This window comes from Acidisphaera sp. L21, from assembly GCF_009765685.1.
Classification (GTDB): domain Bacteria; phylum Pseudomonadota; class Alphaproteobacteria; order Acetobacterales; family Acetobacteraceae; genus LMUY01.
Genome location: NZ_LMUY01000032.1, coordinates 91,273 through 115,736, shown reverse-complemented (window position 1 = coordinate 115,736; position 24,464 = coordinate 91,273). Strand labels below are relative to the sequence as shown.

Sequence of the window (24,464 nt, the reverse complement as noted above, 5' to 3'; positions counted from 1 at the left end):
GCACGCCTGATAATGCCGGTATAGCATCGTCAATTCACGGGATACGCCGCCATGCAGCCACCGATCCACATCAGCACGCCGGGCTGGATCACCGAGTTCAAGACATTCATCCTCCGGGGCAACGTCGTCGACCTGGCCGTCGGCATCATCATCGGCGCTGCCTTCACCACCATCGTCAACAGCTTGGTGAAGGACATCTTCACCCCGATCATCGGCCTGCTGGTCGGCGGCATCGACTTCACCAACATCTTCGTCACCCTGAAGGGGCCGTCGCAGCCCACCCTGGACGCGGCGCAGAAAGCCGGCGCGGCCACGCTGAACATCGGCGTGTTCCTCAACGCCTGCATCCAGTTCCTCATCGTCGGGTTCGCCATCTTCTGGGTGGTGAAGGCGCTCAGCCGCCTGCAGCACAAGGACGCCTTCGCCAAGCCAGCCGATCCGCTGCCGACCAAGTCCGAGCTACTGCTCCAGGAAATCCGCGACGCCCTCGTAAACCGCCCGCATACCGAAGGCCTGCAAACCCCGCAAATCCCGCAAACCCCGGCGATCTAGCGCCTACGCCTCGCACCCGGCGTTGCGCAGCACCGCCTCCACGGCCTCGGGCGGCACGTCCGAGGCCGTGAACGCCTCCCCAATGCCCCGCGCCAATACGAAATGCAGTTGGCCGTCGCGCATCTTCTTGTCCCGGCGCATCAGCCCCATCAACTTGGCGGCGGAGAAGCGACGGTTCAGCATCGACAATTCGGCGGGCAAACCGACGGCGGCGACATGCGCCTCCACCCGGTCGGCAACCGCCGGGTCGCAATGCCCCAGCGCCGCGGACAGGCGGAAGGCCAGGCCAAGCCCGACGGCCACCGCCTCCCCATGCAGCACCGCGCCATAGCCGCATTCCGCCTCGATCGCGTGGCCGAACGTGTGCCCCAGGTTCAACAGGGCGCGGCCATCGTTCGGCCGCTCCTCCCGCTCGTCATCGCCCACGACCTGGGCCTTGAACGCGCACGCACGCAAAATCGCCTCCGCCTGGGCATCCGTGTCGTCGCCCACCACGGCAGCGCCGTGCTGCTCGCACCAATCGTAGAACTCGGCATCGCCGATCAACCCGGCCTTCACCACCTCGGCATACCCGGCGCGCTTCTCCCGCGGGGGCAGCGTGGCCAGCGTCCCGGTATCGGCGATCACCATGCGGGGCTGATGGAACGCCCCCAGCAGGTTCTTGCCGCGGGCAGTGTTGATCCCGGTCTTGCCACCGACGCCCGAATCGACCTGCGCCAGCAGCGTGGTCGGTAATTGCACGAACGGCAGTCCCCGCAGCGCCACCGCCGCCGCAAACCCGGCCAAATCGCCCACCACGCCCCCGCCCAGCGCCAGCACCGCCGTTTGCCGCTCGGCCCCGGAGTCCAGCAGGCGATCCACCAGATCCCCGAACCTGGCCAGCGATTTGGAGCCCTCGCCCGGCGGCACCTGCAACATCGTCGCGGCAAACCCGGTGGCCGCCAGGCTGTCCATCAGCGTCTGTCCATGCAGCGGCGCCACATTGGTATCGGTCACCACCACCACGCGCTTCTGCGGCAGCACCGGCGCCAGCAGCGCCCCGGCGCGATGCAGCAGCCCATCCCCCACCACCACGTCATAGGCAGCGCTGCCGGTGCGCACCGGCAGGCGGCGCGGTGGCTTGAACGCCGCAATCGCGCTCGCCACCCGGCGCGTGGTCTGGTCGGGCAGGTCGTCGGCGCAGTCCACCACGATATCGGCCTCCGCATAGATGGGATGGCGCACCGCCATCAGCCGGCTGAGTATCGCCGCCGGGTCGCCATTGGCCAGCAGCGGCCGGTTTCGCCGCAGCGCCACCCGGCGCAGCAGCACCGGCAACGGCGCACGCAGCCAGACGGACGTGCCGCGCTGCCGCACCGTCGCCCGCGTCGCCGGATCCATGAACGCACCGCCACCGGTCGCCAGCACGATGGGCGGCCCCTCCAGCAATCGGCGGATCACCCGCCGCTCTCCGGCGCGGAAATAGGCCTCCCCGAACTGGCTGAACAATTCCGGCACCGTGCGCCCGGCCGCCGCCTCTATCTCCGAATCGGAGTCGCGGAACGGCAGCCCCAGTCGCGCGGCCAAACGACGCCCGATGGCGGTCTTGCCGGCGCCCATCAACCCCACGAGTACGACGCTGCGGGGAAGCGGCGCCGCCGGCTTGGCGACCGGGCGCCCGGCGAGCGCGGTGTTGCTTGTCATGACGCCCGACGCTAGCACAGGCCGGTTGTTCACGGCCAAGGATGGCGGATGCGCCAAATACTGCTGATCATTGTTTTGGCCATCATCGTCCTCGCCGGGGTAGGGATACTCATGCTTGGCGTCTTCCCACCGCACGCAGCCCCGCAGCCCGTGGCACACACGCTTCCGAACGACCGTTTCCAAGCCCATTGATGGATCGCCACGCCGAAGCATTCCTGGAAATGCTGGTTGCGGAGCGCGGCGCAGCGCCGAATACCAGGTCCGCCTACGCCTCGGACCTGGCCGATTTTGCCGCCCATGCCACCGCACGGGGTGAGGCGCCGGTCGCGGCCTCGCTTGAGACGCTCCGTAGTTACATGGCAGGGTTGCACACGGGCGGCCTGTCTGCACGCACCGCCGCCCGGCGTTTATCGTGCCTGCGGCAGTTCTACCGGTTCCTCCTACGCGAATCGATTCGCAAGGACGACCCGACCCAAACACTCGATTCGCCCCGTTTGCCGCGCCTGCTGCCAAAATATTTAAGCGTCGAGGAAGTGGACGCGCTGCTCGCCTCCGCCGCGTCATTCCCCGGCCGCAGCGGCCTACGGGCCGTCGCCGCGCTGGAGATGCTGTACGTCACCGGCCTCCGCGTGTCCGAACTGCTGTCGCTGCCCCGCACCGCACTCACCAGCGGTGCTGCCCTCCTGGCCGTCCGCGGCAAGGGCGGGCGCGAACGCCTGGTGCCGCTGGGTGGCGCCGCCCGCGAAGCCGCCGCCGCCCTGCTGCGCGCCGGGCCGGAAAGCCCTTGGCTGTTCCCCGGCCGCAACCCGATCCACGCCATGACCCGGCAGGGTTTCGCCCTGTTGCTGAAGCCGGTCGCAATCACCGCCGGCATCGACCAGGCGCGCGTCTCCCCACACGTACTCCGCCACTCCTTCGCCTCTCACATGCTCGCCCGCGGCGCCGACCTGCGCAGCCTGCAATCCCTGCTGGGCCATGCCGACATCGCCACCACCCAGATCTACACCCATGTCCTGCCGGAACGCCTGCAGCGCATGGTCGAAGACCATCACCCGCTGGCCAAACCCGCCGAATTGGATAAGGCTCCCCCGCTAGAACCGGAGGAGACAGCATAATGCTGCAAGTCGAAACACCCGCCGACATGGACGCGCATGTGGGCGAAACGCTAGGCACCAGCGAGTGGGTGACCGTGACGCAGGCGATGATCGACACCTTCGCCGACGCGACCGGTGACCACCAATGGATCCACGTCGATGTCGCGCGCGCGAGGTCGGAGATGCCCGGCGGCTCCACCATCGCCCACGGCTATCTGACGCTGTCGCTGCTGCCCAAACTGATGACCACCGTCTACGCCATCACCAAGCGCAGTCGCGGCCTAAACTACGGCTCCAACAAAGTGCGCTTCACCGGCCAGGTCCCCGCAGGTTCCCGCGTGCGCCTGCACGGCAAACTCAAAGCATCCGAGACCGTCGAAGGTGGCCGCCGCCTGATCATGGAATCTACGGTGGAGATCGAGGGTAAGGATCGTCCCGCTTTGGTCGCCGAAACCATCACCCTCGTCTACGCCTGATCCCAGGGCGTCGCCCCGAGCCCCCCAATCAAGGGGTGAAGGGGACGACTGTCCCCTTCTGGGTGCAGGGCAAAGCCCTGCAATCCTTTTCAGCCCGGCAACCCCAACACATTCTTTGCAACAATCCCGCGCTGAATTTCCGACGACCCGCCATAGATCGTCGTCGGCCGCGCCTCGATGAACATCCCCGTCGGGTGCAGTTCGCGATTGCCGCCAATCGGGTCCAGCAGCCCGGCATACTCGCCAGAAATCTCCAGCATCAGATCCGTAATGCGCTGGAACAGTTCCGACTGATGGATCTTCAGCAGCGACACATCCGGCCCCAGCGTCTCGCCAGCGCGCAGCTTTTCGGCAAACACCTCGAACAGCGCCTTATGATCCGCCAAATCCAGCCGTAGCTCGGTATAACGCCCGGCGAAGGCCGGGTCGTCGAACACGCCCATCTTCTCGGCCAATTGCCGCAACCGGCTGAGCGCGTAGGCGGATTGCCGGGCGGAGCCGAGGAAGATGCGCTCGAACCCCAGCAGCGCCTTCGCCATGGTCCAGCCGCGGTTCACCTCGCCGACCAAATTCTCCGCCGGCACGCGCACGTTATCGAAGAACACCTCGCAGAACTCGTCATGGAGCTGCAGGTTGATGATCGGCCGCACCGTCACCCCAGGCGTATCCAGCGCCACCAGCAGAAAGGAGATACCTTCCTGCTTTTTCCCCGTCTTGTCTGTGCGCACCAGCATGAAGATCCAGTTCGCGTCGGTCGCCAGCGTGGTCCAGATCTTCTGGCCGTTCACGACGTATTCGTCGCCGTCCCGCACCGCCTCGGTCCGCAGGCTGGCCAGGTCCGATCCGCTGCCGGGCTCGCTATAGCCCTGGCACCAGATATCCTCGCCGGCCAGGATCCGCGGCAGGAAGCGCTGCTTCTGCGCCTCCGTCCCATACCGGATCAGCAGCGGCCCCAGCAGCACCAGCCCATGATCCGGGCTCCGCGCCACGCCATGCCGCTCGAACTCCTCCATGAACAGAAGCTGCTTGGAGGCAGATAGGCCCATGCCGCCATACTCGCGCGGCCATGACGGCGCCAGCCAACCCTGCGCCGACAGCGTCATGTACCAGGGCTTGGCCTCGGCCCAATGCAGCCGATGCGGTGGGTTCCGCATCGCCGCCGGGTAATTCTCCTCGACGAACGTCCGGATGGTGCCGCGGAATTCGTCGTCCGACAGGTCGTTGAGGTCCATGGCGTTATGCCGGGGTGAAGCAGGGAACGGGGGTGCCGTCCGCACTCGGCTTCCACACCAGCGTCACCTTCTGCCCGACCTTCAGCGCGTCGAAATCGCAATCCACGATGCTGGTCATCATCGTCGGCCCCTCATCCAGTGTCACATACGCAATGCTGAACGGCGGGCTGACCCGGCGCATCACGCTGTAGCTGTAAATCACACCTTTGCCCGACGCCGGCTCCATCGTGGTCGGCCCGAAATCGAACGGCGAGACGGCGCGCGGATACCAGAAATACTTGCCGGTCCCGGTGCATTTGCCGATCAGGAACTTGCCTTCCTTGGCGGCGGCATAGAACGCCGCGCTCTCCGGACTGGCCGGCGGGGCCACGAACACATGGTCTGCCATCAGATGCGCTCCATGATCAGGGTTGCGGAGCCATGCCGGCTACCGAGGAAGCCGCCGGTCCCATGGGCCAAGGCGATGTCGCAATTGGGCACCTGCACCTTCGGATGCGCCTCACCGCGCAACTGCCGCACCGCCTCGATCACCTTGGTGATCCCGCCGCGATTGGCCGGGTGGTTGTTGCACAGCCCGCCGCCATCCGTGTTGAACGGCAGCTTGCCCACGCCGGAAATCAGGTTGCCGTCGGACACGAACTTGCCGCCCTCGCCCTTCTTGCAGAAGCCGAGATCCTCCAACTGCATCAGCACCGTGATGGTGAAGCTGTCGTAGATCGACGCATACTTGATGTCGGCGGGCTTCACGCCCGCCATCTCCCACGCCGGCGGTCCGGACCAAACGGCGCCGGAATACGTCAGGTCCACCGCACCCGCAGCCTGGCCCTTATAGGATTCACCCGCGCCCAACACCCGCACCAGCGGCCGGTTCAGCGTCTTGGCGATCGCCTCGCTGGTCACGATCAGCGCCCCGCCGCCATCGCTCACCACGCAGCAATCCAGCCGATGCAGCGGGTCCGAGATCATGGGCGAGTTCACCACATCCTCCACCGTCACCACGTCGCGCAGCATCGCGTGCTCGTTATATTGCGCATGGTGGCTGGCCGCGACCTTGATCCAGGCCAGTTGTTCCGAGGTGGTGCCGAACTCATGCATGTGGCGCATGGCACATAGACCATAAATATTCGGCGTCACCGGGCCGAACGGCGCCTCCCACGTCGCATCCGGCACGTTGCCCACCACCGGCCGGGCATTGGTCCCCGAATGCCCCTCGCTCCGCGGCCGCCCCGCCAGGGTAATCAGGGCCACGGTGCACCGCCCGGCGGCGATCGCCTCCGCCGCATGTGCCACATGCGCGATGTAGGAGCAGCCTCCCAGATCGGTGCTGTCCAGGTGGCGCAGCTTCAGATTCATGTAATCGGCCAGCGCCAACGGCCCCAAGCCTGGCGCATCGCCCGCGCAGAAATAGCCGTCGACATCGTCCTTCGTCAGCCCGGCATCCTTCAGCGCACCTGCAGCCGATTCGGCATGAAGCTGGGCTACCGACTTGTCCGGCGCTTTGCGGGTCGGGTGCTCGAAGGCGCCCACGATGTATGCTTGGCGTTTGATCGTCATGAACGAAGCCTACCCCTCAACTTTATCCGCACACTAGCCGGTCCCCGCGATTGTGCTACAGCACGCCGCCATGCGCCCGTTTCTAGAATTCGAAAAGCCGATTGCCGAACTCGAGGGCAAGATCGAAGAACTCCGCCAGATGCAGGAGCCCGGCGGGATCAACATCGCCGAGGAGATCGCCCGCCTCACCGACAAGGCCGACAAACAACTTCGCGCGACCTACGCCAGGCTCACCGCCTGGCAAAAGGCCCAGGTCGCCCGCCACCCCGACCGCCCGCACGCTTTGGCCTATCTGCAGGCGCTGGTCACCGACTACACGCCCCTGGCCGGCGACCGCGCCTATGCAGAGGACGCCGCCATCGTCGGCGGCCTGGGCCGCTTCGGCGGCCGCCCGGTGGTCGTCTTGGGAACGGAGAAGGGCGACGACACCGACAGCCGCGTCATCCACAATTTCGGCATGGCCAAGCCCGAGGGCTACCGCAAGGCCCGCCGCCTGATCGAACTCGCCGGCCGCTTCAACCTGCCGCTGCTCACCTTCGTCGACACCGCCGGCGCCTTCCCCGGCATCGAGGCCGAGGCGCGCGGCCAAGCCGAAGCCATCGCCCGCTCGGTCGAGGCGTGTCTCGACGCCCCCATTCCCATCATCGCCACCATCATCGGCGAAGGCGGCTCCGGCGGCGCCATCGCCCTTGCCACCGGCGACCGCGTGCTGATGCTGGAACACTCGATCTATTCCGTCATCTCGCCGGAGGGCTGTGCCTCGATCCTGTGGCGCGACGCGGCCCAGGCGTCGACCGCGGCCGAGGCGCTGCGGCTGACAGCCGAGGATCTGCGTCTGCTCCGCCTGATCGACACCGTCATCCCGGAGCCGCTGGGTGGCGCCCACCGCGACGTCCCGGCCGCCATCGCCGCCGTGGGGGAGGCAGTGCGAACCGCGCTCGCCAGCCTGGACGGGATGGACGGTCCCACCCTGATTGCCCGGCGGCGCGACAAATTCCTCGCAATGGGGCGCGAGATCCCGGTCTAGGATAACGCGCCCAGGCAGATTGTACGCAAGCGAAGCGTCGCCCCGCACCCGACCAGAGGACAATCGTCCTCTGGACTGGCCCCCCTTGGAATGGTGACGACCCCGCCGCTTATCCCAGATCGAGAGTCAGCGACAATTCAGAGACCGCGAACGAGATCGTCTTGCGATCGAGACTGCCCTCGATAAGATCGCACGGTCGCGCCGCATCCCAATGCCGGAACACGACGTCCACGGGCGTTTTCGCAAAAAAAACTGCCGCCGGGATGACGGCCGCAACCGGTATTTCGGCCGTGAGCGCCTCTTCGAACACGACCGTGCCATTGACGCTGATGAGCAGCGATTGGTGATCCAGCGTGCCGGGCACCAGAAACGGCTTTGCCTTCATGCCGAGATGCACCGTCGCACCGCTGATCGCGGCCTCGGCCAGTTTTTCGACGCTCAGGACGATCCGCGATGTGTCGCCTGACATCCAGCGATGGCGCGTCTCGGGCGGGACCCATCCCTCCCTTGTATAGCGCGCCGACTGGCCGCCGGCGCGGAACGCGATGGGCGTTCCAAAGACGTAATGCGCGCCGTCCGCTTGCGCCGCCGTCGGACGCGCCGGGGTGTCCGCCGCAGGCACTGCCGGCTGCGGCATCGGTGGGTTTGGCGCCACCTCGCCTTTGATTTCGAGCGGAAAGCCCCACGCCCGGGCCAATGAGGGATGCATCGTCCAGCCGAGCCCTGGCCGAAGCAGATCGAAGATGGCCCGGTAACTCCCCGCTATCAGCGTGCTGGTCGGCGTACTGAGGTCGAAATCCAGCGGTGCATCCGGTTCGAGTTGCGGCAGCGGCAAAAGCATCCAGCTTTCCGCCACGATGCGCTCGGGCCGGTCGGCAGCGACGATGCGCACACCGACGCCTAGGCCGTCACTCGCCTCGGCAGGCCATGGGTCGACACCGTCATTCGCGAGGCGGCAGGAGACGCTGGCGCTCTCGCCCGGCTTGATCGCCGCGATGGGCTGGCGTGGACCGATCGAGAGGACGGGGCCGTAACTCCGCTTCAGCGCGTCGTTCTGGCGGCCCAACTCGCGCAGGGTTTCGGCGACGGCCGCGCTGCCTGGCAGCATATCGTCCCCCGGCAACAGGCACCAAAAGAAATCCACCGTCAGGATCTCGCGGCCGAAGCGGTCGGCCAACTCCCTGGCGCCCCGGCGGATATCGGGGAAGCGAGGACGGTAATCGTCGCCACAAACGATACCGCCCGGCTTCAGCTTGCCGCACCAGAACGCAAGGTTGCGTGCCAGGATTGGGTCTACGTGAACCGCATCTTCATAGTAGAGGTCGATTGGATCGGACCAATCGAGGAAATCGTTGGGACTATAGCCCTTCATCGGCCTAATGTTCGGGCAGTCCGCCGTATGCACCTTGAATTGCTCGAGCCCGTAGGAAACACCGTATCGGGCTTCCATCGAGCGAACCCCTGCGTTCTTTTCCCAGGGATCGATGCAGTAGACGGTAACGGACGGGTCGACACTTTTGGCCCATGCCCAGCTGGAACTGCCGAAAAGCGACCCGACCTCTACCACTTTTCCGTTGCGTGGAACCAGCCGCGCGACCGCTTCGATTGCCTTCAATTGATGCTCTGACACCTGGCCGGGTATCGAAAGATTATACGGCATGCGTTCGGGGCCTAATCATAAGAATATCTTGACGCGGTGAACTGAGGTTTGTGGCAGCAGACGAACGGCGTTCTCTAATGCGGGGCGGCCAATCCCACGGTCTGCTTGGCGAGCGCAGTTTCCAGCATCTTGGTGACGACACCATAGTTGCTCCTCGCGATGCCTCTGACGTCCAGGGTGGGATGCTCGACCGGCGCGTCGAGAACCACGTCGTTCAGCAGGTCACGCGCGTCCTGTAGCTTCCCATGCTCGATCGCGCACTTCGCCGCGGCGCTTTTCATCACCTGTTGCACCCCAAACGGCGCCTTCGCCCGTGCCCGTTCGAGGAGGATCCGCTTCGCATCGTAGGGAAGCACCTTCAGATCGACCATTGCGGCTTGGCGATCTATCGCCTTCACGCAGCGGTAAAAGCAGGTTGCGCCGTGCATGAACCCCAAGACCTCGAAATGCTCGGCAAAGTGCTCCATCGTGATGTGAATCCAATATTCATTGAAATGAATATAATCTTGCTGAACAAGAATGGACTCGCCGGGAATCAGAACGGGAAAATAATGCCGAATCGCGAAGGTGTTGAGTTCCCATGACTTGGCCAGATCAAGAAAGAAGATTTCGACCGGCATATTGGGCCAAGCCCACGACATGAAGTCGCCCTGATGGGGAACGATACTGGTAATATGGTCGGCGTTCACCTTCAGAAACTCGGGAAGCAGGCTTCCCGTCGCGGGCGGCGTGATGTCGCCGAGGAATTTCTCGTATCCCTGGCTGCGGAACAGATCGAACGAATACACTTGGCCGACCCGCTGTGCCGGCGTGATCATCGTGTTGTCGGCCAGGCCGCGGCACAGCGCGAAGGTCGACGCACCCAGCAGTGGACCCGCATCGACGATCGCGCCGCGCCCCTTGTAAACATGCCGGGCGAGGGCATACAGCAGCGCCATCTCATGTAGTGTCAGCATCGAGCGGGAGAGCGTATCGCCGGTAGAAGACTTGAACTTGAAGACCTGCCAAGTAACCGGCGCAATGCCCATCTGCTCAGCGGCTGCGATAGACCGGCTATACTGATACCAGAGTTCGCGGTCAGCTAAGTTCATAGTGTTTTCCCGATTCCGTGCAGCAGTCACGCGGCAAGTATTCAGCGTTGTATAGTACGGCGGAATGATCGGAACCTATCGCGGCATTGGCGGAGGCGTTCATGTCAACGTGGACGCCGTGGACGACATTCTGCGAAATCCTCTCGGGAGGGGGTTCCTGCCCTCGTACAGTCATCGGCACCTTGCGCGAGGCAACTTCGGGCACCGCCAATGTCTCTATGCATAGGGCAAATGCAAACAGACTGTCGAGAGGCCGGCTGCCTTCGTAACGATGTGGCTCGCTGATGCATTGTAAGGAACTGGATGCTCCAAACATGGTTTAAGAGACGGCGAGGATGAGGCATTTCGCCTTGTTCTAGCGGCCATCTCCGGGCTGTTCGACATGGCCGATCCCAACGACACCAGGTGCAATCCCATGAAGACGATCCGAATGCCCTCGATGCTGCGGCGCGGGTTTGTGCTCGGCGGGCTTGCCAGTGCCAAACTCCTCTCGCTCAGCCGTACGTCGGCGGCGGCCCGGCCGGCCTGCGCCTTTCCACAGGCCGCCGGGTCGGCTGGGCGGCTGGTGAAGCGCACGGTCGCATCGCCCGACAACACCTATGCAACCTACCCCCACGCCAACGGCTTTTTGCCCGACGGCCGCCTGGTCCTCGCGCAGCGCACGGATCCGCAAACGGTCCAATACGCCGCCATCGACTTGACCGGCGCGTCGCAATCCCCGGCGCCCCTGGCAACGCTCAGAGGCGTCCGAATGTACTACGCCATCTCCCACACCGGCGTGCTGGTCGCGCCGACCCTGTTCGGGGCCGAGTTCGTCGATCTCGCCAAAGGCGGCAAGTCCATCCTCCGCTGGGAAGATCCGGAGTACAAGGCGGATCCTCACCGGGTCTCGCAACGATTACGCATGGCCCAGGACGTCGACATCGCCGCCGATGGAAGGCAAGCCCTGCTCACCAGGGTCGTCTATGGCGACAAGAAAGAGGTTGTCGCCTCGAGCATCCTGCTCATCGATCTTGCGACGGGGACTGCCACCACGATCGCCAAATCCGCCGCCGATCCGGCCACCGGCACGATCGATCCCCTCGATCACGCGCATTTCTCCCCGGCAGATCCCGAATACATCTGCTTCTGCGATGCACACCCCAACACCACCCGCAGAATGTGGATATGGCACGCCACCAAGGCCAACCCAGCACGCCCACTCTTCGACCAGAGCGCGCAGCCGAAGCCCCTGCTGTTCACTCATGAACGAGCCTTGTTCGACCGTCCAGCCATGCTGGCGATTGTCTACGGCTCAAGTTCGGGCGGCCCACGTGGCCTGTACGAACTCCCATTATCCGGGGCCGCACCGCGCCTGGTAAGCGAGTCGAACCGCGACCTCCATTGCAACGCCAGCCGGGACGGACGGTGGTATATTGTATCGCTACAAGGCACCGCCGACACGACGAGCAGCGCCGGCCTCCTCGATCTATGCGCCCGCCCTGGCGGCGCCGCCGATCCGGACTGGCTGCGGAGTGCCAAGGGCTACAGCTTTTCGGACGTGGTGATCGTGAATGCCAAAACCGGCGAGCGCGCCTTCTTGTATCGCGCCGCAAATGCCAATGAGGGCCAGCCTTACGAGGTGCAGCCCGCCATCAGTCCCGATGGACGCTGGGTCGTGCTCAAGGACGCAAGACGGCGCAACGTCCTCTGCCTCGAGATCGACCAGACGACCAGACCGTCCTGCAAGGCTTCCTGGCCGCCTGATCCGGCCGCCACGCCAGCGCCAGACCGCGTCTACCCCGCCGTTCGATACCCCCGCGACACCATGCAAGCCTGTACCGCAGCCCGCCGCGGCTGGTCGGACGCGAACACCGCGCTCACGGCCGAGGTCGGGGTCGCGTTCGCCACCCGGTCCGCGGCCGTCTGCGCTTGCTTGTTGCAGCGTTGCAGGTCGGTCTGGTAGCGGACGGCGGCATGGTCCCCCGCCAGGGGCGGATCATAGGGGGACGCACAGCCTGCCAGCAGAACCAGAACAGCGGCGGCAATGGATCGGCACAACATCGGCATCCCTTCGCGATGGCGGGCGCGGATATGCCGCTGCCATGTTACCGCAATATAACGGACCCCGATCGTGAGAGGCGTGTCCCTGCTGCTGGGCAGTTGCGGCGTAGTTGCAGCAGCGCTGCTGTGGCGCCACCTCGCCGGGCAGATCGCCGTATTCCCCGGCGCCGCCAGCATCGCGGTCCGTCTGGGCCTGGGCCTGGCCTTTCTGCTGCCAAGCGCCATCCTGGTGTGGCTGATGCTTCTGGTGCAAATGGCCGCCCGCATGGTCACCGGCGCCCTCGACCCGGCGGCCGGCGGTGACGGTCCATTCCTGCGAACCAATCAACGCATCATCGGCAACTCGGTCGAACACGGGATCGTCTTCGGCGCCGGTCTGCTGGCGCTGGTCGCCGGCGTGGACGCGCCGCACATGCCCGCCATCGCGGCGCTCTGCATCGTGTTCACCGTCTGCCGGGTCACGTTCTGGGCCGGCTACCTGGTCACGCCGGTCGGCCGCACCATCGGCATGGCCCCCACGATGGCCATCACCGGGGTAACCCTGGGCTGGGCGCTCATGGTCTGGGCCAAGGCGGCCGGCCTGGTCTAGCCCGCCGCCACGCTACCGCTTGGTCAGCAACCGCGAGAAACTCACCACCGCCGCCCCACCCGCAAAACACGCTCCCAGCGTCAGCGCCAGGGCCGGCCCATGAACGGCGGAAATCCCGAAGCAAAGCGCCACCAGAGCTGCCCCGGTGGACTGTCCCACCAGGCGGGACGTGGCAATCGTGCCGCTGGCGCCACCGCTGCGTTCGGGCGGCGCGGCGGACATCAGCGCCTTCAGGTTCGGCGATTGGAAAAACCCGAACCCGGCGCCACAAATCATCATCCGCCAGACGATGCCAAGATTGGTCGGATCACTCGGCAGCGTCGCCAACAGAGTCAACCCGATGCACAACGTCACCATGCCGATGCCGCCCAGGATCGCCGGCGGGTATTTGTCCGACAGCGGCCCGGCGATCGGCGCCATGATCGCCGTCACCACCGGCCAGGGTGTCAGCAGCAGCCCCGTCTCCACCGCCGTATGCCCCAGCACCGTCTGAAAAAAGAACGGCAGCGACACGAACGACAGTCCCTGCGCCGCGAACGAGCAGGTCGACGTCAGCGACGACAACGCGAAGATCGGTCGGCGATACAGATCCACCGGGAACATTGGTGCCGGCAGCCCGATCTGCCGCTGGATCAGCAGGAACCCCATCACCACCGTCCCGCCCACCACGGCCGCCGTGGTGGTCCAGTTGGCATGATGCGCCGCCTCTCCAATGCCGAAGATCAACAGCCCGAACGTGGCCGCGTTCAGCAACGCGCTGATGCCGTCGAACCGATGCGTCGCCCGCGGCGTCGCGGGCAGGGCGCGATGCGCCAGGTAGATCGCCACCAGCCCGAACGGCACGTTGATCGCGAACAACCATTGCCACGACGCAACCGACAGCACGCCCGCCGCCACCGTCGGACCAACCGCGGTGAAACTACCCACCACCAGCGCATTCACCCCCACGCCCCGGCCCAGATGCCGCGCCGGGTAGATGAAGCGGATCAGCGCGGTGTTCACGCTCATGATGCCCGCCGCGCCGATGCCCTGCAGCACGCGCGCCGCCGTCAGGCTCCCGAGCGACCAGCTCAACGAGCACGCCAGCGACGCCACCACGAACAGCATCAGCCCATACTGATAGACCCGCCGATACCCGAAAATCTCCCCCAGCGACGAAAACGGCAGCAGGCAGGCCACCAGAGCAAGCTGGTAGGAGTTCACCACCCAGATCGAGTCCGCCGGCGTGGCATGCAGGTCGACCGCGATCGTCGGCAGCACGGCATTCGCGATCGAGGTGTCCATCGCCGCCATCGCCACGGCGATCACGATCGTGGTCACGGCCCATCGCCGGCGTGCGGTTGGCAGGCCGTCGAGTGGAATGGTTTCGTTCATTGCCGCGCATACTCGGGGCACGCGGCCAAACCGTCCAGTGGGCACTTGTCAGGACCTCGCTCGCGGAAACGTGAACACGCCAGCAATGTCCGGACAAGCCGCTGCGGCCGATGCTGCTGCGCATGACGTCCAACTCAGCCGCGGCAACGGCCGGCGCCGAACCAAGCTCGCGCGCGCTCTTCTTCACCGTCTTTCCGTCGATCATGCTGCCGATGTTCCTGGCCGCAGTGGACCAGACCATCGTCGCCACCGCGCTCCCCGCCATCGCCGGCTCGCTCGGCGATGTGGAGCGTGTGTCCTGGGTCGTGGTCTCCTACCTGGTCGCCACCACCATCGCCGCCCCCGTGTACGGCCGGCTCAGCGACGTGCTCGGCCGCCGCCGGATGCTGTTCGTGGCCCTGGCGGTCTTCCTGCTGGCATCCATCCTCTGCGCCGCCGCCCCCACCGTGCTGTTGCTCACCGCGGCGCGCGTGCTGCAGGGGTTCGGCGGCGGCGGCCTCATGACCACCAGCCAGGCCCTGGTAGGGGAGGCGGTGCCCCCACGGGAGCGCGGACGATACCAGGGCTACCTCGCCAGCATCTTCGTCGCGTCCTCCACCTTCGGCCCCGTCGCCGGTGGCTGGCTGACGCAGCATTGGGGCTGGCCGTCGGTGTTCATCGTCAACATCCCGCTCGGCATCATCGCCGGACTGTTGGCCCTGCGCCTGCCGCAGAAACCCGGCACCGGCGGCCGCCTGCAATTCGACGTCACCGGCGTGGTGCTATTCTCCGCCTTCATCACCTCCCTGTTGCTGGCGCTGGAGCGGATTCAGCAATTCGACCTGGCGGCTCTGCCCCTGGTGGCCGCGATGGTGATCGTCGCCGCCATCGCCCTGGTGCTGCTGCTGCGGCAGGAACGCCGGGCCGCCAGCCCGCTGCTGCCGCTGGACTTGCTGAAGCAATCCGCCATCTGGCGCTGCGACCTCATGGGCGCCTTCATCGGCGCCGGGCTGGTGGGGATGGTGACGTTCGTGCCGATCTGGCTGCAGGTGGTGCGCGGCGTCGGGCCCGGCCAGGTCGGGCTGATGCTGCTGCCGATGACGGCGGGCATCGCCTTCGGCTCCCTGTTCACCGGGCGGATGATGGCCAAGACCCAGCGCACCGCCATCTTCCCGTCGATCGGGCTGGCATTCACCGTGTGCACCCTGGTCGTGCTGGCGCTGGCGGCGCCACACCTGTCCAACATTTCCATCCCGATCCTCTTCGCCGTCTACTCGATGACCTTGGGCACGGGCATGCCGGTCGTGCAGCTGACGGTGCAGTTGGTCGCGGGCCGGGCGAATTTGGGTTCGGCCGCGGCGTCGGTGCAGTTCTCCCGCTCCGTCGGCGGCGCGTTCGGCACGGCGATCGTCGGCGCGGTGCTGTTCGCCGTCTTGTCCGCCACCGACCGCAACACCGCCACGCTGTTCGCCGGGATGGTGGAACGCGGCCCCGTCGTCATGGCGTCGCTGGACGCAGCGCACCAGGCGCTGGTGTCGGCGGAAATCCGGGACGCATTCCGATCCGCCTTCCTCACCATCGCCGGCTTCGTCAGCGTGGCGCTGGTGCTGGCCTGGACGATTCCGGTGCGGCGGTTGTAGCCGGGCCTGCATCGTCCACAACCCGGCCGCGGTTCAGCGTCACCACGCGATCGGCCAGCACAGCCGCGTCCTCGTGGTCATGCGTCACCAGCACGGTGGTGATGCCCAACTCGTCGTGCACCCGGCGCAATTCCCCCCGCAACTCGTCGCGTACTTCGCGATCCAGTGCGCCGAACGGCTCGTCCAACAGCAGGATACGAGGCCGAATCGCCAGCGCCCGCGCCAGCGCCACACGTTGGCACTGCCCGCCCGAGAGCTGAGCCGGCAGGCGGTTGCCCAGCCCATCCAACCGCACCAGCGCCAGCAGCCGCTGCACCTCGGCCGCGATCTCCACCCGCGTGGGTCGCTGCGGGCGCCGCATCACCTGCAGCCCGAACGCAATGTTCTCGGCCGCGGTCATGTGCGCGAACAGCGCATATCCCTGGAACACGAACCCGATCCGGCGCGCACCCGGCGTCACCCCCGCCGCATCTTGCCCATCCAACCGCAGCGTCCCCGCATCCGGCGCCTCCAGTCCGGCGATGATCCGAAGCACCGTGCTCTTGCCCGACCCGGACGGCCCCAGTAGCGCCAGCAGACTACCGCCGGGCACGGTCAGGTTCAGATGATCGAGGACGGTGGTGTCCCCGAACCGCTTCGTCAGGCCAGAAATCTCGATCATGCGGGCCTGTTAAGCAGGACGACGGTTCATGTGCCAGACCGCGTCATTCAGCGCCCCGGCGAACGTGACCCAGGCCAGATACGGCGCCAGCCACGCCGCGTTGGCGCAGGCCGGCGCGAACACCGCAATGGTGGCGACGATGGCCAACCACAACAGCCCCAACTCCCCCAGCGCCAAATCCATCCGGTGCATCCCGAACGACAGCGCAGCCAGCGCACAGACAGCAACGAAGGGTGGCAGCCCGAGGAGTCTGGTTGTGTCCATCAACGCGGAACCTACGGTTTCGCAGGATGACCTGTCGAGCGTGGCCCGAATGTTGCTGCATCCGATCGGCGCGGCTACGGAGCATCTCATGAATTTTTCCTCCCCGGTATCGGCGGTCCAGGCCGCATTGGCAGCCGACGCGGCCCATGCCGACCCGGCCATTTGGATCACCCGCATCCCCGATGCCGAGATCCTCGCCCGCGCGGCCGTGCTGGAGGCAGAGGGTCCGCAAGATCGTCCCCTCTGGGGCGTGCCCTTCGCCGTAAAGGACAATATCGACGTCGCCGGCGTGCCCACCACTGCCGCCTGCCCAGGCTACGCCTTCACCCCGACCGTCCACGCGCCGGCCGTCCAGCGCCTGCTGGACGCTGGCGCAGTGCTCATCGGCAAGACCAACCTCGACCAATTCGCCACCGGGCTGGTCGGCGTCCGCAGCCCCTACGGCGTCCCCCGCAATGTCTTCGACCCGGCGCGCGTGCCCGGCGGCTCATCCTCCGGCTCCGGCGCCGTGGTCGCCGCCGGCATCGTGCCGTTCGCACTCGGCACCGACACCGCTGGGTCCGGCCGCGTCCCCGCGATGTTCGGCAACATCGTCGGCCTAAAGCCCACCATCGGCAGCGTATCCGCCCGCGGCATGATCCCCGCATGCCGCTCGATCGACACCATCTCCGTCTTCGCCCGCAGCGTGGACGAGGCGCTGGAAATTGCCCGCATCATTGCTGCCCTGGACGAGGCGGACCCGTATTCCCGCGCCGCCCCCGTGCCCCATCTGCGCCGCGGCGCCCCCGCCACGATGCGTGTGGCCAGCGTCGCCGCCGACATCTGCGCGCCCGAGCAAGCCCGCCTGTACCGCGCCGCCGCCGCCAGCCTGGGCGCAGCGGAGGTCGACATCACCCCGCTCCTGCAAATCGCCCACCTGCTCTACGACGGTCCCTGGGTCGCCGAGCGCACCGCCGCCCTCCGAGGTGTCCTACAAACCCCGGACATCCTGCACCCCACCACCCGCGCCATCCTGGAGGGCGGCCTGGACCGCCGCACCGTCGACGCCTTCGACGCCTTTCACCAACTGGCCCAGGCGCGCCGCTTCGCCACCCAGCTTTTCGCCAGATTCGACGTGCTGCTACTGCCCACCGCCCCGAACACCCCCAGTTTGGCCGACCTGGCCGCCGACCCCATCGGCCCCAACAGCCGCCTCGGCACCTGGACCAACTTCGTCAATCTCTGCGACCTCGCCGCCTGGGCCGTGCCCTCCGGCATGGGCGCGGACGGCCTGCCCGGCGGCATCACCCTCGTCGGCCCCGCCTGGTCCGAAGGCCGCCTGGCCGCGCTCGCCGACCAACTCCACCGCGCCGCCACCAACACGGTCGGCGCCACCGCAGCGCCATTGCCCCAGCCCGCCACCCCGGACGCCGCCGGCCCCAACGAAACCGAACTATTCTGCATCGGTGGCCACATGGCCGGCCTGCCGCTCAACGGCCAAGTCACCGCCCTCGGTGGCCGCTTCGTCGCCGAAGCCAAGACCGTCCCCGGCTACCGCCTCTACGCCCTCGGCAACCGCCCCGGCTTGGTCGCAACCCAAGGCGGCGCCTCCATCGCCGGCGAGATCTGGGCGCTCCCCACCACCGCCATCGGCCCTCTGCTCGCCCAAATTCCACCACCGCTCGGCTTCGGCACGGTGCTGCTCCAATCCGGCCCCTGCCTCGGCTTCCTGGCCGAAGCCGCGGGGGTCGCCGGTGCCCAGGACATCACCGCCCACGGCGGCTGGCGCGCCTACCTCGCCGCGACCGCCATCACCGACTTCATCCGCGCCGGCGCCGCCCTCATGCGCCTGCCCATCGACCCGGCGTGGGAGGCCGGCATCGCCTTCAACCTGCGCACCATCCTCGCCCAAGCCGCCACGCTGACCGACCCACCCTTGCCAGACCTTCTGGATCCAGCCCCGGTATTCCGCGCATGACCTGGCCCACCGCCGCCGCCATCGCTGCCGACGTCACGACCGGCCGCACCACCGCCACCGCCACCGTGCAGGCCGCGCTCGACCGCATCGCCCGCCATGACGGCACGCTTAACGCCTTCACCGACATCGTCGCCGAACGCGCTCTGGCCCGCGCCGCCACCAACCCCACGGGGCCACTGGCCGGCGTCCCCTTCGCCGTGAAGAACCTGTTCGACGTCGCCGGCCTTCCCACCCGCGCCGGCTCATTCATCAACCGCGACCGCCCGCCCGCTACCGAGGATGGCCCCCTCATCGCCCGCCTCGAAGCCGCCGGTGCCATCCTGGTCGGCGCGCTCAACATGGGCGAATACGCCTACGACTTCACCGGCGAGAACGTGCATGACGGCCCATCCCGCAACCCGCACGACCCCACCCGCATGTCCGGCGGCTCCTCCGGTGGCTCCGGTTCCGCGGTGGCCGGCGGCCTGGTCCCAATCGCCCTAGGCTCGGACACCAACGGTTCCATCCGCGTCCCCGCCTCGCTCTGCGGCATCTGGGGCCTCAAACCCACCTTCGGCCGCCTGACCCGGCACGGCACCTTCCCCTTCGTCGCCTCCCTCGACCATCTCGGCCCGCTGGCCCGCAGCGTTGCCGACCTGGCGCTCAGCTACGACGCCATGCAGGGCCCCGACCCGGCCGATCCCGCCTGCGTCGACCAACCCATCACCCCCGCCATGCCCTCGCTTGAGACCGGTTTGGCCGGCCTCCGCCTCGGCATCGCCGGCGGCTACTTCCAGCGCAACGCCTTCCCCGAGGCACTCGCCGCCCTCCACACCATCGCCCAGGCCCTCGGCGCCACCCGCGAGATCGATCTCCCCAACGCCGCCCGCGCCCGCGCCGCCGCCTACGTCATCACCGCGACCGAGGGCGCGGCGCTACACCTGGACCGCCTCCGCACCCGCCCCGCCGATTTCGACCCGGCCGTGCGCGACCGTCTGCTCGCCGGTGCCCTGGTGCCCTCCGTCCTCGTCACCCAGGCTCAGAAGTTCCGCCGCCAATTCCGCGCCGACATTCTCGCGCTGTTCGACACGGTCGACGTCATCCTCGCCCCCGCCACCCCCTGCGGCGCCCCCCTGCTGGGCCAGCAAACCTTCGAACTCGACGGCGTCACCCTGCCGGTCCGCGCCAACATGGGCATCTTCACCCAGCCCATCAGCTTCATCGGCCTGCCCGTCGTCGCGGTCCCGGCACCCGTCGAGGGCATGCCGATCGGCGTCCAACTCATCGCCGCCCCCTGGCGCGAGGACATCGCCCTCCGGGTCGCCCGCGCCCTGGAACGCGACGGCATCTGCGCCACGCGCCAACCCATAGGATGGGACTAACCATGCAAATCAACCTGCCCGAGATCGTCGCCGAAGTGCACGAGGCCTTCATGCGCTACGAGGTCGCGCTCAACACCAACGATGTGCCCGTCCTGGACGCCACCTTCTGGGACAGTGCCGAAGTCATCCGCTACGGCATCGGCGAGAACCTCTACGGCGCCGCCGAGATCGCCGCCTTCCGCGCCGCCCGCCCGTCCCAGGGCCTGACCCGCAGCATCTCCCGCACCGTCATCACCACCTTCGGCCACGATTTCGCCACCGCCTCCACCCTGTTCGAGCGCGCCAGCGCGCCCGGCAAGATCGGCCGCCAGATGCAAAGCTGGGTGCGCCTGCCAGAAGGATGGCGGGTCGTCGCCGCCCATGCCAGCCTGATCCCCGCTTGATCGCGCTCGTCCGCCACCCCCCGGTCGACGCGGCCGGGCGGTGTTACGGACGCACCGACCTGCCGTTGGCCGACCCGGAATCCGCGGCAACGCTCTCGGCCCAATTGGCAGGGCAGGGTGGCATCATCTGGACCAGCCCCCTGCAGCGTTGCCGCGCCGTGGCCGAGGCATTGGGCCCATGCCGGCCGGACGACCGCCTGATGGAACTCGACTTCGGCGCCTGGGAAGGGCTGCCTTGGGACGATGTGCCCCGCGAAGCCTTGGACGCCTGGGCCGCCGACCCCTGGGCCTTCTGCCCACCCGGTGGCGAAACCGGCGCCGCGTTGGTGGCTCGCATACGCGCTTTCTGGAGCGACCTACCGATGGGCGACCACATCCTAATCTCGCATGGCGGCCCGCTGAAGGTGCTTGCGGCCCTGGCCACAAACCAACCGATCGACCTGCTGGCCCCCGCACCGGCGCCAGGCTCGGTCACCCGACGATGAGGCGCGCCCTATTGGCTGCGCTCCTGCTGGTGCCGCTCGGCCAGCCGCGCGCGCAACCCGTGCTGCAATCACCCGTTACCCCGGCCTGCGTGTCCTCGCCCTTCGGGATGCGCCATGCGGTCGGCCCGCACGCCCCCGCGGCGTTCCACAACGGGATCGACCTGCCAGCCCCTGCCGGCGCGTTGGTCCACGCCGCGGCGGCCGGTCGGGTCCTCATCATCAAGCGCCAAGGCCTGGGCGGCGTCACCGTCCACCTGGAACACCCGGGCGGCATGATCACGCTCTACGCCCATCTCGGCAACCTCGTGCCGGCCATCGCGGAGGGCAAACGCAACGTCGCCGCAGGCGAGCCGCTGGGACATGTGGCCCGCACCGGCGTCACCTACGGCACGCACGTCTTCTTCGCCGTCCTGGTCAACGGCCAGGCCGTCGACCCGCTCACCTACTTGGCGGTCCCGCGCTGCTGACGCCCTTCATCATTCGCCGGCGCCTGCTTTTGCGGTAGCGCACCCGTCTCGCGTGACGGGCTGCAACTCATCGTCATCGCCATCCCCGTCTCGAACCACACAGTGCGCGATGGTTTTTCCGGCCTGTCGTCGGGCATGCGAGTCACTCCAGGAAAGCGGGCAGAGCTTGTTGCGAGCAATTCTCACTCGCAGAAACTCCTGCCCCCTGTCAAGCGGAAGCCGCCATTCCCAGCACCGCGCTCGTCTGCCCGGTGTATGCCCGCCGCAACTCCCGCTTCAGCAATTTGCCCGCCGTATTCTTCGGCAGCGCCTCGGCGAAGAACACCCGTTTCGGCACTTTGAACGGCGCCAGAGTTTGCCGGCTATGCGCCAACAGCGCGTCCTCCGTTACCTCGGCGCCCTCGCGCAGCACCACCACGGCGGCAATCGCCTCGATCCAGCGTTCGTCGGCGATGGCGATCACGGCGCATTCGGCGATCGCCGGGTGGGTGAAGATCGCATCCTCCACCTCCCGGCTCGCCACCAGCACGCCGCCAGTGTTGATCACGTCCTTGATGCGGTCGACGACGTAGAGATAGCCATCCGCATCCATCGTCCCGACATCGCCGGAATGGAACCACCCACCGGCAAACGCCTCCTCTGTCGCCGCCGGGTTGTCCCAGTACCGCAGCATCAAATGCGGGGATCGATGCACGATCTCCCCCTGCTCACCCGGCGGCACATCCTTCATGTCCAGATCCACCACCCGCGTCTGCACATGCAGCACCGGCCGCCCGACGGAGGAGGGGCGGGCATCATGCTCCTCCGGCCGCAGTACTGTGGCCAGCGGCGACATCTCGCTCTGCCCATAGCAGTTGAACGCCCGCACGCCCGGGATGCGCTGCCGCAACTCGTGCAGCACCGGCACCGGCATGATCGCCGCGCCGTAATAGATGTTGCGCAGGCTGGACAAATCCCGCCGGTCGAAATCCGGATGCCGCAGCAAATTGATCCACACCGTCGGCGGCGAGAAGAACGAGGTGATCCGGTGCCGTTCGATCAGTTCCAGGCACAGGGCAGGGACGGGCGCCTCGATCAGCACGATCTCCGCCCCCGCCATCAGTTGCGGCATGGTGAAGCAATGCAGTTGCGCCGTGTGATACAGCGGCAGCGCCGCCAGCACGCGATCGGCGGCGCTATGCTCGCACGCCACGATGCAGCTCACATATTCGCTCATCAGCGCCCGATGCGTCATCACCGCGCCCTTGGGCGACCCGGTGGTGCCCGAGGTGTAGCAGAGCTGGGCGATGTCCCCGTCGCTCACCTGCTCTCCCATTGGGCCTTTCGCACCATCCAGCGCATCGGCGAACAGGACCGTGCGCACGCCGGCCGCCGCCGCGTTATCGCTCAGCGACGGGTCGTGCAGCAGCAGATTGGCGCCGGATTGCTGCACGATGTAGCGCAGTTCCGTCGCGGTCAGCGCGTAATTGGCGGAGACATGGATCAGCCCCGCCTTGCAGCACGCCAGCCAGGCAATCAGGTAGAGGTCGGAGTTGCGTCCATACGCCACGACCCGGTCGCCGAACGCCAACCCGGCGCCCAGTAGCGCCCCCGCCGCACGCTCCGCCGCGTCATCCAGCGCGCGGTATGTCCAGGCGGTATCGCCCCAGCGCAACGCCACGCGATCGCGGTAACGCTCCGCCGACCGGCGCAGCAGATCCCCAATGGTATTGCGGCCGGCGCGCGCAGCGTCGGACATGGCAGGTATCCCCCAACTGAGGCCGCTCTTAGCGACGGCCTAAGTGGGAGCATGACCGCAGACGCCCCACCGGAGCAAGTAGCTTGGCAAAAGGGGTGCAGGGCGGGGCCTTGTAAGCCCCGTCAGTGCGCCTCGACCACCGGCGGCTTACGCCCAAACCGCCGCTTCGCACCTTCCCGCATCGTCTGGAACGTCACGTACAGCATCGGTACGATGAAGATCCCGATGCTGGACGACGCAATCATCCCGGCGAACACCGGCGTGCCCACGTCCCGCCGGCTGATCTCCGCCGCGCCCGACGCGATCACCAGCGGCAGCAGCCCCAGGATGAACGCGACCGACGTCATCATCACCGCGCGGAACCGGGTTTTCGCCCCCAGGATCGCCGCATCCTTGATGCTCTCGCCCGCCTCGCGCCGGTCCTTGGCGAATTCCACGATGAGAATGCCGTTCTTCGCCGCCAGCGCGATCAGCACCACCAGCCCGATCTGCGCATACAGATCCAGCGTCAGCCCCGCCAGCAGGATGCCCGCGAACGAGCCGAGCACGCCAACCGACACCGACAGCAACACCGGAATCGGGATCACCCAGCTCTCGTACAGCCCGACCAGGAACAGGTACGCGAACAGGATCGCCAGCGCCAGGATGAACCCGGTCTGCCCCGACGCCGCCACCTCCTGATACGCCGTGCCCGTCCACTCGAATTTGTAGCCATTGGGCAAGGTTTTGGCCGAGACCTGCGTCATCGCCGTCAACGCCGCGCCCGTAGACCCACCGGGCGCCGGGCTACCGTTGACCGTGACCGATCGGTAGTTGTTGTACCGCGTGATCACCTGCGGCCCCAGCACGATGCGCAAATCCGCGATGGCGCGCAGTGGCACCACCCCGCCGGTCTTGTTGCGGATATAGATCTTCCAGAGGTCGTCGATCTTGCTGCGATCCTGCTCCTCGCCCTGGATGTTCACCTGCCACACACGGCCGAACAGGTTGAAGTCGTTGATGTAGACACCGCCCAACGTCGCCTGCAGCGCGTTGAACACGTCCGTCACCGCCAACCCCAGCGCCTGCGCCTTCTCTCGGTCGATATCCAGAAACAGCGACGGGTTGGTGGCCGTGAAGGTGGAGAACACTCGCGTCATCCGCGGATCGCTATT

The 24,464-nt window shown here is 67.0% G+C and carries 24 protein-coding genes; 12 read left to right on the top strand and 12 right to left on the bottom strand.

Annotated features, from left to right (window positions below):
- Window positions 1-51 precede the first annotated feature (51 nt).
- The gene (mscL, locus tag GSQ76_RS08220; protein ID WP_158743423.1) at window positions 52-552 is read left to right on the top strand and encodes a large conductance mechanosensitive channel protein MscL; all 501 of its coding nucleotides are present in this window, start codon (window positions 52-54) and stop codon (window positions 550-552) included.
- Between the two features lie 3 nt (window positions 553-555).
- On the opposite strand, the gene aroB is transcribed toward mscL, so the two are convergent.
- Entirely contained in the window at window positions 556-2,235 is a 1,680-nt protein-coding gene (gene aroB, locus GSQ76_RS08215) for a 3-dehydroquinate synthase (protein WP_158743422.1), read from the bottom strand.
- Window positions 2,236-2,426: 191 nt separating this feature from the next.
- Here aroB and GSQ76_RS08210 point away from each other — a divergent pair, with 191 nt between their 5' ends.
- Window positions 2,427-3,350 (top strand): tyrosine recombinase, encoded by a 924-nt coding sequence (locus tag GSQ76_RS08210; protein WP_158743421.1) that lies wholly within the window; start codon window positions 2,427-2,429, stop codon window positions 3,348-3,350.
- Window positions 3,350-3,805 (top strand): MaoC family dehydratase, encoded by a 456-nt coding sequence (locus GSQ76_RS08205; protein WP_174247308.1) that lies wholly within the window; start codon window positions 3,350-3,352, stop codon window positions 3,803-3,805. Before GSQ76_RS08210 ends, GSQ76_RS08205 begins: the two co-directional genes overlap by 1 nt.
- Before the next feature lie 89 nt (window positions 3,806-3,894).
- Here the strand turns inward: GSQ76_RS08205 and GSQ76_RS08200 are convergent, their stop codons facing one another.
- Genes GSQ76_RS08200 through GSQ76_RS08190 form a run of 3 tightly spaced genes read right to left on the bottom strand, consistent with a single transcriptional unit; the run spans window position 3,895 to window position 6,591 of the window.
- Entirely contained in the window at window positions 3,895-5,037 is a 1,143-nt protein-coding gene (locus GSQ76_RS08200) for an acyl-CoA dehydrogenase family protein (protein WP_158743420.1), read from the bottom strand.
- Between the two features lie 4 nt (window positions 5,038-5,041).
- Window positions 5,042-5,425 (bottom strand): Zn-ribbon domain-containing OB-fold protein, encoded by a 384-nt coding sequence (locus tag GSQ76_RS08195; RefSeq protein WP_158743419.1) that lies wholly within the window; start codon window positions 5,423-5,425, stop codon window positions 5,042-5,044.
- Window positions 5,425-6,591 (bottom strand): thiolase domain-containing protein, encoded by a 1,167-nt coding sequence (locus tag GSQ76_RS08190; protein WP_158743418.1) that lies wholly within the window; start codon window positions 6,589-6,591, stop codon window positions 5,425-5,427. Before GSQ76_RS08190 ends, GSQ76_RS08195 begins: the two co-directional genes overlap by 1 nt.
- Before the next feature lie 70 nt (window positions 6,592-6,661).
- On the opposite strand from GSQ76_RS08190, the gene GSQ76_RS08185 reads away from it, so the two are divergent.
- Entirely contained in the window at window positions 6,662-7,618 is a 957-nt protein-coding gene (locus GSQ76_RS08185) for an acetyl-CoA carboxylase carboxyltransferase subunit alpha (RefSeq protein ID WP_158743417.1), read from the top strand.
- Between the two features lie 109 nt (window positions 7,619-7,727).
- Here GSQ76_RS08185 and GSQ76_RS08180 read toward each other — a convergent pair whose 3' ends face one another.
- A complete protein-coding gene (locus tag GSQ76_RS08180) occupies window positions 7,728-9,233 on the bottom strand; it encodes a class I SAM-dependent methyltransferase (protein ID WP_158743416.1) in 1,506 nt (501 codons plus the stop codon).
- A 119-nt stretch (window positions 9,234-9,352) separates the two neighbouring features.
- Window positions 9,353-10,369: a hypothetical protein gene (locus tag GSQ76_RS08175; RefSeq protein WP_158743415.1), complete on the bottom strand. Its 1,017-nt coding sequence runs from the start codon at window positions 10,367-10,369 to the stop codon at window positions 9,353-9,355.
- A gap of 415 nt (window positions 10,370-10,784) precedes the next feature.
- Here GSQ76_RS08175 and GSQ76_RS08170 point away from each other — a divergent pair, with 415 nt between their 5' ends.
- Window positions 10,785-12,314: a hypothetical protein gene (locus GSQ76_RS08170; RefSeq protein WP_158743414.1), complete on the top strand. Its 1,530-nt coding sequence runs from the start codon at window positions 10,785-10,787 to the stop codon at window positions 12,312-12,314.
- 168 nt (window positions 12,315-12,482) lie between these two features.
- Entirely contained in the window at window positions 12,483-13,001 is a 519-nt protein-coding gene (locus GSQ76_RS08165; protein WP_158743413.1) for an MAPEG family protein, read from the top strand.
- A gap of 12 nt (window positions 13,002-13,013) precedes the next feature.
- Here GSQ76_RS08165 and GSQ76_RS08160 read toward each other — a convergent pair whose 3' ends face one another.
- On the bottom strand, window positions 13,014-14,321 hold the full coding sequence (locus tag GSQ76_RS08160) for an MFS transporter (RefSeq protein WP_254070301.1): 1,308 nt from the start codon (window positions 14,319-14,321) through the stop codon (window positions 13,014-13,016).
- A gap of 176 nt (window positions 14,322-14,497) precedes the next feature.
- Between GSQ76_RS08160 and GSQ76_RS08155 the strand changes: the two genes are divergently transcribed.
- Window positions 14,498-15,994: an MFS transporter gene (locus GSQ76_RS08155; protein ID WP_158743411.1), complete on the top strand. Its 1,497-nt coding sequence runs from the start codon at window positions 14,498-14,500 to the stop codon at window positions 15,992-15,994.
- Here GSQ76_RS08155 and GSQ76_RS08150 read toward each other — a convergent pair.
- Both GSQ76_RS08150 and GSQ76_RS08145 read right to left on the bottom strand, forming a co-directional pair.
- A complete protein-coding gene (locus GSQ76_RS08150) occupies window positions 15,945-16,655 on the bottom strand; it encodes an ATP-binding cassette domain-containing protein (protein WP_158743410.1) in 711 nt (236 codons plus the stop codon). The genes GSQ76_RS08155 and GSQ76_RS08150 overlap by 50 nt on opposite strands.
- Window positions 16,656-16,664: 9 nt before the next feature.
- Window positions 16,665-16,919 (bottom strand): tryptophan-rich sensory protein, encoded by a 255-nt coding sequence (locus GSQ76_RS08145; protein WP_158743409.1) that lies wholly within the window; start codon window positions 16,917-16,919, stop codon window positions 16,665-16,667.
- 88 nt (window positions 16,920-17,007) lie between these two features.
- Between GSQ76_RS08145 and atzF the strand changes: the two genes are divergently transcribed.
- The 5 genes from atzF to GSQ76_RS08120 are packed head-to-tail and all read left to right on the top strand — an operon-like array spanning window position 17,008 to window position 21,572.
- Window positions 17,008-18,876 carry an allophanate hydrolase gene (gene atzF, locus GSQ76_RS08140; RefSeq protein WP_158743408.1) on the top strand — a complete coding sequence of 623 codons (1,869 nt, stop codon included), beginning with the start codon at window positions 17,008-17,010 and terminating at the stop codon, window positions 18,874-18,876.
- The gene (locus tag GSQ76_RS08135) at window positions 18,873-20,237 is read left to right on the top strand and encodes an AtzE family amidohydrolase (RefSeq protein ID WP_158743407.1); all 1,365 of its coding nucleotides are present in this window, start codon (window positions 18,873-18,875) and stop codon (window positions 20,235-20,237) included. Before atzF ends, GSQ76_RS08135 begins: the two co-directional genes overlap by 4 nt.
- Window positions 20,238-20,239: 2 nt before the next feature.
- On the top strand, window positions 20,240-20,620 hold the full coding sequence (gene hpxZ, locus GSQ76_RS08130) for an oxalurate catabolism protein HpxZ (protein WP_158743406.1): 381 nt from the start codon (window positions 20,240-20,242) through the stop codon (window positions 20,618-20,620).
- Window positions 20,617-21,105 (top strand): histidine phosphatase family protein, encoded by a 489-nt coding sequence (locus tag GSQ76_RS08125; RefSeq protein WP_254070300.1) that lies wholly within the window; start codon window positions 20,617-20,619, stop codon window positions 21,103-21,105. Before hpxZ ends, GSQ76_RS08125 begins: the two co-directional genes overlap by 4 nt.
- Window positions 21,106-21,116: 11 nt before the next feature.
- Window positions 21,117-21,572, top strand: a complete 456-nt coding sequence (locus GSQ76_RS08120) for a M23 family metallopeptidase (protein ID WP_158743404.1) — start codon at window positions 21,117-21,119, stop codon at window positions 21,570-21,572.
- On the opposite strand, the gene GSQ76_RS08115 is transcribed toward GSQ76_RS08120, so the two are convergent.
- From GSQ76_RS08115 to GSQ76_RS31705, 3 genes are all read right to left on the bottom strand, one after another.
- Window positions 21,548-21,709, bottom strand: coding sequence for a hypothetical protein (locus GSQ76_RS08115; protein ID WP_158743403.1), 162 nt, complete (start codon window positions 21,707-21,709; stop codon window positions 21,548-21,550). The genes GSQ76_RS08120 and GSQ76_RS08115 overlap by 25 nt on opposite strands.
- 71 nt (window positions 21,710-21,780) lie before the next feature.
- On the bottom strand, window positions 21,781-23,310 hold the full coding sequence (locus GSQ76_RS08110; RefSeq protein ID WP_158743402.1) for a fatty acyl-CoA synthetase: 1,530 nt from the start codon (window positions 23,308-23,310) through the stop codon (window positions 21,781-21,783).
- Between the two features lie 122 nt (window positions 23,311-23,432).
- On the bottom strand, window positions 23,433-24,464 hold a 1,032-nt coding region (locus GSQ76_RS31705; RefSeq protein WP_254070299.1), incomplete at its 5' end, for an efflux RND transporter permease subunit.